Source organism: Candidatus Nitrososphaera evergladensis SR1 (assembly GCF_000730285.1).
In the GTDB taxonomy this organism is placed as follows: domain Archaea; phylum Thermoproteota; class Nitrososphaeria; order Nitrososphaerales; family Nitrososphaeraceae; genus Nitrososphaera; species Nitrososphaera evergladensis.
Genome location: NZ_CP007174.1, coordinates 1,336,790 through 1,348,840 on the forward strand (window position 1 = coordinate 1,336,790; position 12,051 = coordinate 1,348,840).

General features: G+C 49.7%; 17 protein-coding genes. 7 read left to right on the forward strand and 10 right to left on the reverse strand.

Annotation, left to right across the window (positions count from 1 at the left end):
• Positions 1–7 precede the first annotated feature (7 nt).
• From NTE_RS07080 to NTE_RS07100, 5 genes are read right to left on the reverse strand one after another with little or no spacing between them, the layout of a single operon-like run.
• Entirely contained in the window at positions 8–1,240 is a 1,233-nt protein-coding gene (locus tag NTE_RS07080; RefSeq protein WP_148700385.1) for a hypothetical protein, read from the reverse strand.
• A 46-nt stretch (positions 1,241–1,286) separates the two neighbouring features.
• Positions 1,287–2,129, reverse strand: a complete 843-nt coding sequence (locus tag NTE_RS07085; protein WP_148700386.1) for a succinate dehydrogenase/fumarate reductase iron-sulfur subunit — start codon at positions 2,127–2,129, stop codon at positions 1,287–1,289.
• A 9-nt stretch (positions 2,130–2,138) separates the two neighbouring features.
• On the reverse strand, positions 2,139–2,468 hold the full coding sequence (locus tag NTE_RS07090) for a succinate dehydrogenase/fumarate reductase transmembrane subunit (RefSeq protein WP_148702072.1): 330 nt from the start codon (positions 2,466–2,468) through the stop codon (positions 2,139–2,141).
• Positions 2,469–2,495: 27 nt separating this feature from the next.
• Positions 2,496–2,948 carry a succinate dehydrogenase/fumarate reductase transmembrane subunit gene (locus NTE_RS07095; protein WP_148700387.1) on the reverse strand — a complete coding sequence of 151 codons (453 nt, stop codon included), beginning with the start codon at positions 2,946–2,948 and terminating at the stop codon, positions 2,496–2,498.
• Position 2,949: 1 nt separating this feature from the next.
• Complete coding sequence (locus tag NTE_RS07100) at positions 2,950–4,662, reverse strand: succinate dehydrogenase/fumarate reductase flavoprotein subunit (protein ID WP_148700388.1); 1,713 nt, start codon at positions 4,660–4,662, stop codon at positions 2,950–2,952.
• Between the two features lie 199 nt (positions 4,663–4,861).
• Between NTE_RS07100 and NTE_RS07105 the strand changes: the two genes are divergently transcribed.
• From NTE_RS07105 to NTE_RS07115, 3 genes are all read left to right on the forward strand, one after another.
• Positions 4,862–5,248: a hypothetical protein gene (locus tag NTE_RS07105; protein ID WP_148700389.1), complete on the forward strand. Its 387-nt coding sequence runs from the start codon at positions 4,862–4,864 to the stop codon at positions 5,246–5,248.
• 48 nt (positions 5,249–5,296) lie between these two features.
• Positions 5,297–5,659: a hypothetical protein gene (locus tag NTE_RS07110; protein ID WP_148700390.1), complete on the forward strand. Its 363-nt coding sequence runs from the start codon at positions 5,297–5,299 to the stop codon at positions 5,657–5,659.
• A gap of 141 nt (positions 5,660–5,800) precedes the next feature.
• Positions 5,801–6,043 carry a 50S ribosomal protein L24e gene (locus tag NTE_RS07115; RefSeq protein ID WP_148700391.1) on the forward strand — a complete coding sequence of 81 codons (243 nt, stop codon included), beginning with the start codon at positions 5,801–5,803 and terminating at the stop codon, positions 6,041–6,043.
• Positions 6,044–6,295: 252 nt separating this feature from the next.
• On the opposite strand, the gene NTE_RS17320 is transcribed toward NTE_RS07115, so the two are convergent.
• Positions 6,296–6,427, reverse strand: coding sequence for a hypothetical protein (locus NTE_RS17320; RefSeq protein ID WP_264357945.1), 132 nt, complete (start codon positions 6,425–6,427; stop codon positions 6,296–6,298).
• Positions 6,428–6,808: 381 nt separating this feature from the next.
• On the opposite strand from NTE_RS17320, the gene NTE_RS07120 reads away from it, so the two are divergent.
• Positions 6,809–7,090, forward strand: a complete 282-nt coding sequence (locus NTE_RS07120; protein ID WP_148700392.1) for a hypothetical protein — start codon at positions 6,809–6,811, stop codon at positions 7,088–7,090.
• A 60-nt stretch (positions 7,091–7,150) separates the two neighbouring features.
• Here the strand turns inward: NTE_RS07120 and NTE_RS07125 are convergent, their stop codons facing one another.
• The 3 genes from NTE_RS07125 to hisS are packed head-to-tail and all read right to left on the reverse strand — an operon-like array spanning position 7,151 to position 9,093.
• The gene (locus NTE_RS07125; RefSeq protein ID WP_148700393.1) at positions 7,151–7,537 is read right to left on the reverse strand and encodes a type II toxin-antitoxin system VapC family toxin; all 387 of its coding nucleotides are present in this window, start codon (positions 7,535–7,537) and stop codon (positions 7,151–7,153) included.
• Position 7,538: 1 nt separating this feature from the next.
• Positions 7,539–7,775, reverse strand: a complete 237-nt coding sequence (locus NTE_RS07130) for an antitoxin VapB family protein (RefSeq protein ID WP_148700394.1) — start codon at positions 7,773–7,775, stop codon at positions 7,539–7,541.
• Between the two features lie 43 nt (positions 7,776–7,818).
• A complete protein-coding gene (gene hisS, locus NTE_RS07135) occupies positions 7,819–9,093 on the reverse strand; it encodes a histidine--tRNA ligase (RefSeq protein ID WP_226987227.1) in 1,275 nt (424 codons plus the stop codon).
• A 72-nt stretch (positions 9,094–9,165) separates the two neighbouring features.
• Between hisS and NTE_RS07140 the strand changes: the two genes are divergently transcribed.
• The gene (locus tag NTE_RS07140; RefSeq protein ID WP_148700395.1) at positions 9,166–9,597 is read left to right on the forward strand and encodes an archease; all 432 of its coding nucleotides are present in this window, start codon (positions 9,166–9,168) and stop codon (positions 9,595–9,597) included.
• Between the two features lie 15 nt (positions 9,598–9,612).
• Here NTE_RS07140 and NTE_RS07145 read toward each other — a convergent pair whose 3' ends face one another.
• On the reverse strand, positions 9,613–10,128 hold the full coding sequence (locus NTE_RS07145) for an Hsp20/alpha crystallin family protein (RefSeq protein ID WP_148700396.1): 516 nt from the start codon (positions 10,126–10,128) through the stop codon (positions 9,613–9,615).
• Between the two features lie 163 nt (positions 10,129–10,291).
• On the opposite strand from NTE_RS07145, the gene NTE_RS07150 reads away from it, so the two are divergent.
• Together NTE_RS07150 and NTE_RS07155 are read left to right on the forward strand one after the other, a co-directional pair.
• Positions 10,292–11,017: a zinc ribbon domain-containing protein gene (locus tag NTE_RS07150; protein WP_148700397.1), complete on the forward strand. Its 726-nt coding sequence runs from the start codon at positions 10,292–10,294 to the stop codon at positions 11,015–11,017.
• Positions 11,018–11,359: 342 nt separating this feature from the next.
• A complete protein-coding gene (locus NTE_RS07155; protein ID WP_148700398.1) occupies positions 11,360–11,911 on the forward strand; it encodes an ester cyclase in 552 nt (183 codons plus the stop codon).
• The last annotated feature ends 140 nt before the right edge of the window (positions 11,912–12,051 follow it).

Sequence of the window (12,051 nt, forward strand, 5' to 3'; positions counted from 1 at the left end):
ACATATGCTAGATGCATGCTGTTGCCGTCGGCGAGACCGCAAATGAAGAATGCGATCTGATTGGGCCGTTGACGCCAACATGGATGGGATCGCTAAATGTTCTTCCTGCATCTATGCTTTTCACGAAAATCAGTGGCACATGGGGAGATGAAAATGGAGTCAGAAGTAACATCTTCTCTTCATCGCCATGACTCACTACCTCTAATAGAAGGTATAGAGAATCGTGCTGTTTAGCGGCTACTTTGGCTCTTGCGGAAATTATCTTGCTGCCTATGCCAGATACAGTTTTGCTCAGACCGGTTCTTTCCTGAAAAGTCTGGCCCTTGTCTGTGCTTGCAAAGATGCGGACTCTGGCATTGTCTGGATCTCTTCCTAAAGGGTTGACAATAACATATACATTCTCACCAATGGCGTGCAGCTCGGTTGGCGAAATTACGTACGGACCACCCTGACCGTCAATACTGGTGTCTAGAAGGCTGATTTTCTTTCCAAATGTCCTTCCACCATCGTTACTTGCCCTGAGAAATACTCTGATTGAAAATCTGTATTTTGGGGCTCTTTCAAGGCTCTTTCTCATTTTTTCTTCCATGTATTTGGCAGCTTTGTCAATCTCACCTTCGCCAAAAGAAATACTCGTTGAGGTTTCTTCATCTTGTGGTTCCAGACGCGCTATTTCCAATATTTTTTTCCTTGTGGTCGATTCGACCCACATTACATAGACGTTATTGTCATTTCCGGCAGCAATGTACGGAGTTACTGTATCGTACGTTTCAGAAGGCCGGCTGGGGCCAAAGTTCCTCAAATCATTACTGCCCTCGCTGCTACAAACTCCCGTCATTTCGTCGCTAACTATAATCGGTTCTTCAAATCTGTCACTGCTCTCTGAATTTCTTGTAAAGTAAACATCAAGTTTTTTCGGAGAGCTTTTGTCAACCCATGCCAAAAAGACCCTGTTTTCGTTCAAGGGTGAAAATGCTACCTGAGGGGGAAAGCTTCTGGGTTCCTTAAAGTCATGTAAAGTTATGACACCGCCAAAAGTCCTGCCATTATCTTTGCTTATCCTGTAGACAATGCTGGCGCTATTTTTCTGTCCTTTGATGTGTTCTACATTGCCATATATTCCCCTGGTCTTTTGCCATATTACATAGAGTGAGTTGCTCTTGTAGGAGAACGCCACAAAAGGCGATGTGGCGTAAAAGCTGCTATCATTGCTGATGCCGATAATTTCGCCAAAGTCCAACTAGGCAAGTACGCAAAGGCTACTTTTGAAGTCTTTGGCAGGCCTGCTATTGCTTGCTTCTGTCCTTCAGCTCGGCTTTCTTTTTCTCGTTGCTTGAAAAGCCAAGCAGGTGCCCGCGCAAGAGCTGTATGCCAAGCGCAGGGTCGACTCCCTTTGGGCAGACGGTGCTGCACGAGCCGGCAAAGTGGCACCTGAATATCCCGTGCCTATCGTCCACCTTGTCAAGGCGCTCCTTTGAGGCGTTGTCGCGGTTGTCTATGAAATAGCGGTATGCCTGCGCAAGCGCCTGCGGGCCGGGAAACCTAGTGTCTGTCGCCACCGTCGGGCAGGCAGAATAGCACAGTCCGCACTTGATGCAGTACGAGAACTGCAGGAACTTGTCCACGTCGTCTGGGCTCTGCATAAACTCTGACATCCTGTTTACCTGCTTCGTGTCCATGTCTGCTTCGTCGTTGTGGATGTAGGGCTGCATGTTCTTGTGGTGCGCAAAGAACTGCTCAAAGTCGGTGACAAGGTCGCGTATGTGCGGAAAGTTGGCAAGGGGCTCGACTGTTATCACGCCGCCTTCAAGCTCTGACACCTTGGTGTAGCAGGCAAGCCTTGGGATGCCGTTTATCTTCATGCCGCACGAGCCGCAGGAGGCCATCCTGCACGAGTAGCGGATGCCTATGCTGTGGTCCTGGTACTGCTTGGCGTACAAAAGTGCGTCAAGGACGGTTGTGGATCTTTGCACGGGCACCTCAAAGAGGTCGTACTTCGTGCGCTCGCCGGCGGCCCTGTTACCCCTGAGCACCTTTAACGTAATAGACGTCCTCTGGATCTCTCTGTGCTTGTGGTGTCCTTCTGCGCGCTTTTTGTCAAGGCGTTCGATTTTTTCTATTGTCTCCATTTATTGTCATCATCCTAGTGAAAACCCGTTTACCACAATTATGGTCCTGGTCCCGTACGCCACTATCCCAATCATCGCTGCTATCGTGACCGCAGTAACCATGCCTTCCCAGTTCTTGCTCTGCCTCATTTCAAGCAGGATGATTCGCAGGCCGTTAAAGCCGTGGATCGCTATCAACACCAGTATAGATTCCAAAAGCATGATGTACGGGACGTTGTGGTAGTTTGCTATCACGTTTGCGTACTCTAGGCTGAGCCCGTAGGGCATCACGAGGCGCATCATGATGTGCACTGCGACTACGAATATTGCGGCAATGCCCGTGATGTAGTGGATTTTCATTATCTCGCTTTCTTTGAGCAATTTTTATCATTCGCCTCCAAACAGCACCGATGCGCCGTACAGCATTGCCACTGCCGCCAGTATCAGCGCTATCCATATTCCGGATTTCTGCCTGTAGTTGAGCGACACTGCGTCGTATGGGTAGTCCGGCCTCCCCGGCTTGCCGAGGCCCTTGCCTCCGTGCGTGAATATCAGCCGTATCCCGTTAGCGGAATGGAAAGTGCTCATGCCTATTACAAGTATCAGTATCATGTGGCCAAGAGGAGTCTGTGTGAGGTCCAACATCGCGTTCCACGCGTCAATGCCTCCTGTGAGGTTGCTGGTCTCGTAGATGTGGCCTATGAAGTACGCAAGCAGGCCGACGCCTGTCAGCCTCTGCAGCCAGTACGAGACGCGCTCCCACCCGTACCTTGACGGGTTGAGCCATCCCGCAATCCCTTCGCGGTTGTCGCGGTCGGCCGGTGATGATGAAGTCTCCATATCAGTATTTCCTCTCCACTGGCGCATAGCGCGTAAAGGTCACCGGGTGCCAAGCCATCCTGGGGCCATCCGGCGTATGATAAGCAAGAGTGTGGTTTAAGAAGTTGGTGTCGTCGCGGTTTGGATAGTCCGTCCTTGCGTGCGCCCCGCGGGATTCTTTGCGGTTGAGCGCCCCTACGAGTACCACCTCCGCTGTGCGGAGCATCGAGTCCGTCTCCATGACGTTTACAAAGTTGGTGTTGTATTCCTTGGCCTTGTCGTCGACGTGCTTCCACATCGCCGCCTTTAGCTCGCGCACCTTTTTCAGGGCAGACGACAGCCCCTCCTCGTTCCTAAAGACGTACGCCTTGTCGTCCATCGTGTCCGTCAATTCTTTGCGCACCTGGTACGGGTTTACGCTTCCAGACCCGCGGAACAGGCCGTCGTAGATGCGCTTTTCCTCGTCTGCTACCTGCGCCTGCGAAATTTCAATTGACTTTGACTTGCGCGCAGATGCGTACTGCGCGGCAAGCTCGCCCGTTATCCTGCCCCACACTATGCACTCTGAAGTGGAATTGGCGCCAAGGCGGTTTGCGCCGTGCGTGCTGTTGCATGCTGCCTCGCCGGCGGTCCATAATCCCGGCAGTTCCGTTGCGCCGTCAATGTTGGCGTGGATGCCTCCCATCATGTAGTGGCACACCGGCCTTACCTCTATAGGCTCGTCGATGATGTCGACTCCGGAGAACTTTATCCCTATTTCGCGGATGCCTGCCAGGACCTCCTTGATGCGCTCGTCGCCAAGGTGGGTCAGGTCAAGTTTCAGGCAGTCAAATCCTGTCTCGTGCTTGAATCCCCTGCCCTCCTGTATCTCCCTTATCATGGAGCGCGACACCACGTCACGGGGAGCCAGCTCCATCTTGCCGGGCGCGTACTTGGTCATGAATCGCTCGCCCTTGCTATTTATCAGATAGCCACCCTCGCCCCTTGCCCCTTCCGTGATGAGGATGCCTGACGGCATGATGCCCGTCGGGTGGAACTGCACAAACTCCATGTCCTTCATGGCAAGGCCGGCGCGAAACGCCATGTCGATGCCGTCAGGGGTTGACGAAAACGCATACGTGGAAAAGCTATATATCCTGCCTGCTCCGCCCGTGCATATGATGCCTGCCGGCGCCTTGAAGATTGTAAAGTTGCCCGTCTTTATTTCAATGGCAGTGATTCCTTGGAAAGCCGAGTCGCGCAGTATCGACGTGCAGAACCACTCGTTGTAAAAGTGGATGTTGCCGTGCTTTAGACAGGTATCATACAGCGTCTGCATCTCGTAAAAGCCGACCTTGTCCTGCGCAAAAGTCGCGCGTGGAAACGAGTATCCGCCGAACTTGCGTTGCGCGATCCTGCCGTCCTTGCGCCTTGACCACGGCATCCCCCAGTGGTCTAATTGATAAACCTCAAACGGCATGTTGCGGACGAGGCGCTCTGCCACGTCCTGGTCTGCAAGAAAGTCGCTTCCCTTTACCGTGTCATATATGTGGGATTCTTGGTTGTCGCCTTCCTCTTCGTACAGGACGGCCGCAGTCCCGCCTTCTGCGGAGACAGAGTGGGAGCGCATGACCTGCACCTTGGAAATGACTCCGATGCTCAGATTCTTGTCAGTGGCGGCGGCTGCAATTGCAGCGCGCAGGCCCGCAAGCCCCGAGCCGATTATGAGGACATCGTGCGATATCGTGTCAACCAAATTCCGGGCAGCCCTTCTTACCGGGATTTACATTCTCTTAAATATCTTTGTGACTATATTTCTGTGAGCAATAATAAGCAGCCGCGTTTATTCTAACCAACAAGAGAACGTCGACAAGTGACTTAACGCCTGATTATGAGCAATCACACACGGTCTTGAAGCGGCATTAATAGGCCACTGTTGCGTACAGGAGGGCGTATTGGGGAAGAAGGCCTTTGACATCTTTGTTTCGGCGCTGGTGATGTTCTTTTTCGCCGGCTACCTGAACATACATTCAGACCTCATCGGCCTGCACGAGCCCCCGATACCTGTCACAAAAGAGGTGGAGGAGTTCTGGGACCTCTTTTCGTGGGCCGTCTTTGGCGTGCTTGCCTTTGACATCGCTCTGAAATACAGGCAGGTTCGTGACCCAAAACTGTTTGTCAAAAAGCACTGGCTTGATATCCTCATGCTGTGCCTGATGCCCCTCTTTGCAGGCTTTAAAGCTGCAAAATTCTCGATAAAGCTGGTCAAGGGATTGAAGATGGCAAAGTCCGGATTCAAGGCCGCGCACGGCGCAAAAAAGATCGGCAAGGCGAAACACTAACCACAACCCTTATTATTTGTTGCAACCGGATCCATCTCGCCCACACATATGTTTGAGGACTGGATAAGCGCTCCAGCAATAGCCCTTGCGGTAGCCTACTCGTGGCTCGCGCACAACCTTGGCGAGCCCTTTGCGGCATTTGCAAAGGATTTCCAGTTTGCGGCAATATGCACGATAACCATCATCTTTATCATGGCAAGCATGTTCATAATGCTCCGGGAGGCAAAGAAGAAGCTCCCAAAATCGTACGTGGTAGAGATAATCGACGTCTATGGCGACAAGGTGTCAATAGACGGCGTCAGGCAGACTTTTGCGACGTACGACGCCGCCGAAAGCTATGCTCGCATGTACAGGCAGAACTTTTCACAGTACCGCTTCAAGGTAGTCGGCAGCCAAAAGGTTAATGCCTGAGAAGCAGAGCCTGCCTTGGCTGGTTGCTGTCGCTGTCTGCATCGTGAATGCAAGACAAACGAGGCGTATTACCAAGCTTTCCGAAGTCTCGTCAAAACTTTTTAAAAAAATCACTGCGGGTACCAAGGATGATCTAGCACAATGATAAGAAGAAGAACAAGTGCCAGCGACGTTATCTCCACGCGGACTTTTAGGAATTGCTCATTTTGTGGAAGTCCGATTCCTGCTGGGACAGGCCTGATGCATGTCAGAAATGACGGTAGGATACTGTGGACATGCTCGGATAAATGCAAGAAGAACCTGTTTGTACTTCGCCGGGACGCAAGGAAGCTAAAGTGGACTGAAAGGTACGTAAAAGGGGGAGCGCAGGTAAAGAAAAAGTAGCAGTTTGCTTGCTTGTGAAGAAGGCAGGCATCCCGTCGGGGCCAAGTCTCCAAAAGGTGGTGTCCATCCTATGATGACTGGCGTACATGTATGCCACCTCGACTGCTTCTACTCCTTCCCACAACAATACAAGCGCGCGAATAATGCTGCAAATGTTTCGCCTGTTCTATGACGATGCGCTGGTTAGTGCGATGCAAAACTACTACTGGATAAACGGCATCTCTGCCTTGGCGTAGTGTACGTCCTTGTCCTCTATTCTCTGGAAAGGGTTTGTTTCTCCTTCTTTGCCCTCTCCTCTTCTATTTCTTCAGCAGGCGTTTCTGGTGCCTTGGTTATTAGCTCTCGGCGGCTGTCGCTTCCATTCTCGGGACGTTCTTCAGACATGCTCTCACTCTTCTTTGTCCCATACAAACTACTTTTTTGTTGCGGCAAGGAGCAAGCAGTCGATGCAAACTGACGCACGCCTGATGCGTATTTGCTTGCTTGGCTGTTTAGGGTTACAATACCGCTTAACAGAACTTCTTTAATGAAAGCTGCTTGAATAGACTGTTACTCTACGTAAAACAACACGTCCTGCAAGACAGCCTTGGTCCATCCCTGCCTGGATTCTTGCCGACGCGCCATCCTAGTGACCTACAGGGATGGGCCGCAGGCTATGCAAGTAAAAAAGTCAAAACGACCGCGCCTTAATGTGGCAATGCCAATACCTTTGTGCAAACTGGAAACGTTAATAGTCGCTGTCTTGCTGGTGACCTTTAACTGGACATGACTGTTGACCTGTCGCAGTATTTGACAAATACGTTGAACCCAAAGGTGTTCCTTGCGCCAAACACTTCCGACCAGGAAGTGGTGGAAAAGGCAAAAAAGCTGCTTGTGCAGAACGGCCTGCGCGAGGACCTGATACAGGTAAACTATGACATGCAGCAGCTTGACGTGGGCGACCTGAACGTAAGCTACGACCCGCCAGACCTAGTGGTGCGAGCGGTGTATGACAAAAAGCCTAGCGGAATCGTCAAGATGAAGAGCGTGGCTATGATAAAGCTCTGAATATTTTCCAAGGAATCGATAGGTTACATGCGCACTTCAATGTTTGGCGACGTCAGCGTACTACCACCCTTCTACCTGCAGTCCAGGCACCCTTTCAAAGTGCTTCTTGTTCCTGGTCAATAATGTCTGCTTGTTTGCCAGGGCGATGCAGGCGATAAAGAGGTCGCGGTCTCCAATGGCGCTTGATTTGAGCTCGCTATAAAGCCTGCCCCACAGCAGCACCGAATCTTCGTCGAGCACCAGTATTGAAAACTGTCGGAGGTAGTCGCGAGCGCTTTCAACGGCTCCCCTGGTTTTCGACCTGAATGTGCCTGCATAGTATTCTGCGACATTGATGATCGTGGTGAACAAAAGTTCGCCGCTGTCTGAAAGCTCGGCGACCTTGGCGATGGCCTTCTCGTCGTTTCTGGCCAAGTCTATGAGGCAATCAGTGTCCAGGCAGGCCACGCTAGATCTCCGGTACTGAGGCTTTGAAATTACGCCGTAACTCTTTATTGGCCTGTCTTATGCTTTCTGCCGTCTCGTCGTCCAGCGGCCTGTGATCCTGGAGGTAGGCCAGTATTCGGCGTGGGTCGCCGCGTGGGAAAATGCGGAGGATTACGTCGGAGAACGACTCGTTCTCTTTCTTTGCAGCCTTGAGCACCTTGTACGCCTCCTCGGAGATCGTTATGGTGATGCTTGGCATTGTATATAGTGCACTTATCATGCATTTAAATTTTAAACTCTGCTTATAGCATCTTTGAAACTGCTTCTGCAATGCTTGAAATATCCTGCTTGGTTTCGGAGCCGTCCTTCATGGATTTTACAGTCACCTTGTTTTCTGCAAGCTCTGCCGGCGCGACGATGACTGTCACCGCAGCGCCCTTGGTGGACGCGTCGTCTAATTGCTTACGTAATGCCCTTCCAAGCATGTCATAGTCGGTTGCAATGCCTGCATTCCTTAATGTAGACGCGATTTCAAGCGCCCTTGCTTTTGCGTCGCTATTCGCGTACGCGACGTACGCAAGTGCCTTTGCAGTCGCTGTCTGAGACTTGTGTTTTTGCAGCGCAAGGACGATGCGCTCTATTCCGCCAGCCGCGCCGGTTGCGCCAATGTCCTTTCTTCCAAACGCGTCCGTGAGCCTGTCGTACCTGCCGCCGCCCACAAGCGCACCTCCCTCGCCAGAGGCGTCAAACACCTCAAAGACAATGCCCGAGTAATAATCAAGGCCCCTTACTATCCCGAGGTTTATCGTTGCGTTTGCCACGCCCCTTGAAGCAAGCGAGTCCATAAGGCCTGACAGTTTCTGCCACGCCTGCAAGCCTTTCACGTCAGCCTTTGCCATGACTTCACTTGCCAAGCCTGTCACCTTTGAAAAGTCAATCAGCGACTGCAGTTTTGCCGGCTCTATTGCGTCCTTGTATTCTGCCAGCACGCCCTGCGCGCCCTTTTTTGGCACCTTGTCGACGGCGCGAAACATTTCGAGCAACTTTTCTTCTTCGGTTATGCCAAGCACTTTTCTGATGTACTCTTCAACCAATTGCCGGTCGTTTACCTGGATTGTGACGTCAAGCCCGAGTTTTTTGAAAAACGCCGACACGAATTCAATGACCTCTGCGTCGGATTCTTGCGAAAAGGGCCCGTACACTTCAATATCCCACTGGTGGAAATACCTGTAGCGCCCTGCCTGCGGCTCGTCGTAGCGCCATACGCCGGCAAAAGCCGCTATCTTGGCCGGCATCTTCAGGTCGCGCCGTGAAGCGACATGGCGCGTAAGGCCAATCGTCAGGTCAAAGCGCAGGGCAACGTCGCGGTCGCCCTTGTCCTTGAACGCATAGATCTCGTTTGAAATGGAAGCGCCGCTCTTGGCCTCAAGCGTGGAGAGCATCTCAAGTGGCGAGGGCTCCATCATGCGAAAGTTGAACAGCCGCGCGGTTTCAAAGAATTTCTCCCGGACGAAGTTGATGCCTGCAAGGTCGTCGCTTTCAATGTCCCTCATGCCGCGGGGAAGTTCAAGCTTCACACCAGTAGCACGAGGCTGTTGGCATTTAGATTTTGCGTTAGGTTGTTATAATATCTGCCAGCAAAAGTGGTCGTGGCAGGCGGCTACCGGTTTTTGGACCACATGACAGACGCCGTGATAGAGGCGTACGGCAATACGCTAGAGGAAGCGTTCGTACAGGGCGCACGCGGGCTTGTGGACACGATGGTAGACATTTCTGCTGTACGGCCTGTTACGGAAATAAAGATAGAGGCAGAAGGTCACGACCTTGAATCCCTGCTGTTTGACTGGCTTGACAAGGTGATGCTCTTGATGGTATCAGACGGCGTTGCCATGTCGGAATTTTCAGTAAAGATACAAAAGCAAGATGATGACAGTTACTCGCTAACCGGAACCGCCAAAGGCGAGAAAATAGACCTTGCCCGGCACCACTACAAGGTAGAGATAAAGGCGATAACGTACCACGAGATGCTTGTACGGCAGGAAAACGACAGAGTGACGATAAGGTTCCTGATGGACCTCTGAAAGAAAAAGAGGATATTACTTGACGTCTACCTTGGTTTCCTCTTCACCTTTTGTCGGGACTTTTTTTGGCAGTTCCAGTTTCAGTATGCCGTTGTCCACCTTGGCATTTACTTTTGAAGGGACTATTTCTTCCGGGACCGGGACGTTTCGGTAAAACGACCTGTACAGCCTTTCGGTGTAGAGGTAGCGCTTGCCCTTTTCCTCTGTTTTCTCCGAGTGCTTGCCTGATATCTCGACAGTGTACCTTGTGGCCTTGACATCAATCTTTTCCTTTTCTATTCCCGGCACTTCTACCTGAAGCTCGTACCTGTCGCCCTTGTCTACCAGGTCGTACAGCGCCATCCTCATGTCCCTTGCCTCAAACAGCGACGGCATGTCTGGCCAGCTCATTGTTGCCAGAGGCCAGGGCCTCATCATGCGTTCCATGTCGCGCCTAAAGTTGTCAAACATGTTTTCAAACCTCCTCGGCGCAATGGCGGTACTGCTGTTTTCTTCCTCTCTTTTAGGCTCTCTTTCTCCTTTGGAGCTCATACGGTGTTATTACGTCGCCAAATTATTTGAGAGCTTTGAATGCCATGAAATGCAATACAAAGCATGTTTGAGATTCGGGATTCTAGCGGAAAGAATGTTAGATTTATGATCTTATGGAACATTCAAAGATAAGATTTATCTATATCGCGAATGTGCTTTAAATATGAACTTCTGTCCAAATTGCGGAGCACAAGTACCATCGAATGCAGCAAAGTTCTGTTCAGGTTGCGGCTCCTCAATCTCCGGGCCTCAAATTGTTCAACAACAGACAGTCAAGCCTACTGAAAGTCAAGTTGCGTCTCCAAAGCTGATTGGCATCATTAAGGAATTAGAAAATGATGAAAAAGTTGTAACGCAGAGTATCACTCAGACGGAAGTGATCTTTGTAAAGGAGGCATTCATCAAGAAGGTTCTCGGTCAAGAAAGAAAAGAGGTCCCAATCTCGATATCTGGCTCGATGTTTTATCTGACAAATCAGAGACTGATATTTCTGAAACTTTTTGAACTATCTGCATCTGAACTAGGTCAGGACTCTAACCTTTTGGCAGGTGCGGGAGGAACATTTTACGAATTACCTCTGACTTCAATTACAGGGGTGGAAATGCGTCAGGTGAAGTTAAACAAGAATGATGAAGCAAGGTTTGTCAATATATTTGGAGGAGATGTATCCAAGCTACGCAGGCCTGCTCTTGAAATAATCTATGACGAAAAAGCTGCTAAAGGTAGGGCAAAGGATTACATGGAATCAATGATGCAACGTGGGATAATTAGCAAACTTTGGGGCAAAGTCGAAATGGTTTATGACAAGATCTTTGTCTTGGGCGAACAGGCTGTAGTTTTACAACCAACACTATCTGAGTATGTCAAGGTCAAGAACAATATGCGATAAGTCGTTATTTTAGATAGAAAACTAGCTAGCATACACATCAGAAGAACAGACGGATATCAAAGAATGGAAGAGATTACAATTATGAAGATGAAATGCCTCCAGCTGAAGGATCTTAACTGGAAACTGAATTGACAGACACCATAGTAGAGCTTTTATCTATGTATATCTTCTGTTAGAGAATGAGTGTTCATGGGATTCTACTCGAATTGAAAATTGGAGACCGAATAATTCAACATTTCTCCATTACGAATTTCATACCCTCGGGTTCTGGAACTCCTATCGCATCACTTGTATTTCAGTTAATTCGAAATTCAGATTAATGTCAAGAATGATAATATCTCTATGAAGAATGATGAAAGTTCATTTAAGAAACATGATAATGAGCGGTTTGACGCGCGGCTAGACTTGGGCAAAGTCTTTGACAAGCATATCCAATACGAATTTGAAAATAAAGATGTAGATGCTACAATGCAGACAATGACGAAAGAGCCATACGTACACCATGTTCCCGTTATGACGAGTGGTATTGGATACGAGGGCGTCCATAATTTCTATAAAGACCATTTCATAGGAAAAATGCCTGCAGACACAAAGATGGAGCGCATCTCTCGTACGGTAGGAAAAGATCATGTAGTGGACGAGCTTGTTATTAGTCTTACACATGATAGAGAAATTGATTTTCTTCTCCCAAGCGTAAAACCTACAGGAAAGTATCTGCAGATTCCTGTTGTAGTAGTTATGAAATTTGATGAGGATGGCAAGATTGCACACGAGCACATCTATTGGGATCAAGCATCTGTTCTTGCCCAGATTGGCCTGCTTGACGCAGGTGTACTGCCCATAGTGGGATTGGAACAGTCAAGAAAGCTTCTTGAGCTATCTAAAACAGAATGAATCACGCATTAAGGAAGTGTCATTCTAATATTTCATCTCGCATGTAAATCGCAGAAACCGTCTAGCTTTAGCAATTATATCTTTGGTGTGTTTTCACGCTCAAAATGTGTTCGCACCCTCCTCCTAGTCACTTTTGCTCA

Excerpts from the sequence above, each read along its gene's own strand:
- NTE_RS17320 (WP_264357945.1), bottom strand. The coding sequence starts at position 6,427 with ATGTCTGAAGAACGTCCCGAGAATGGAAGCGACAGCCGCCGAGAGCTA.
- NTE_RS07115 (WP_148700391.1), top strand. The coding sequence starts at position 5,801 with ATGATAAGAAGAAGAACAAGTGCCAGCGACGTTATCTCCACGCGGACT.
- NTE_RS07155 (WP_148700398.1), top strand. The coding sequence starts at position 11,360 with ATGAAGAATGATGAAAGTTCATTTAAGAAACATGATAATGAGCGGTTT.
- NTE_RS07110 (WP_148700390.1), top strand. The coding sequence starts at position 5,297 with ATGTTTGAGGACTGGATAAGCGCTCCAGCAATAGCCCTTGCGGTAGCC.
- NTE_RS07145 (WP_148700396.1), bottom strand. The coding sequence starts at position 10,128 with ATGAGCTCCAAAGGAGAAAGAGAGCCTAAAAGAGAGGAAGAAAACAGC.
- NTE_RS07090 (WP_148702072.1), bottom strand. The coding sequence starts at position 2,468 with ATGAAAATCCACTACATCACGGGCATTGCCGCAATATTCGTAGTCGCA.
- NTE_RS07120 (WP_148700392.1), top strand. The coding sequence starts at position 6,809 with ATGACTGTTGACCTGTCGCAGTATTTGACAAATACGTTGAACCCAAAG.
- NTE_RS07150 (WP_148700397.1), top strand. The coding sequence starts at position 10,292 with ATGAACTTCTGTCCAAATTGCGGAGCACAAGTACCATCGAATGCAGCA.
- NTE_RS07085 (WP_148700386.1), bottom strand. The coding sequence starts at position 2,129 with ATGGAGACAATAGAAAAAATCGAACGCCTTGACAAAAAGCGCGCAGAA.
- NTE_RS07130 (WP_148700394.1), bottom strand. The coding sequence starts at position 7,775 with ATGCCAAGCATCACCATAACGATCTCCGAGGAGGCGTACAAGGTGCTC.
- NTE_RS07095 (WP_148700387.1), bottom strand. The coding sequence starts at position 2,948 with ATGGAGACTTCATCATCACCGGCCGACCGCGACAACCGCGAAGGGATT.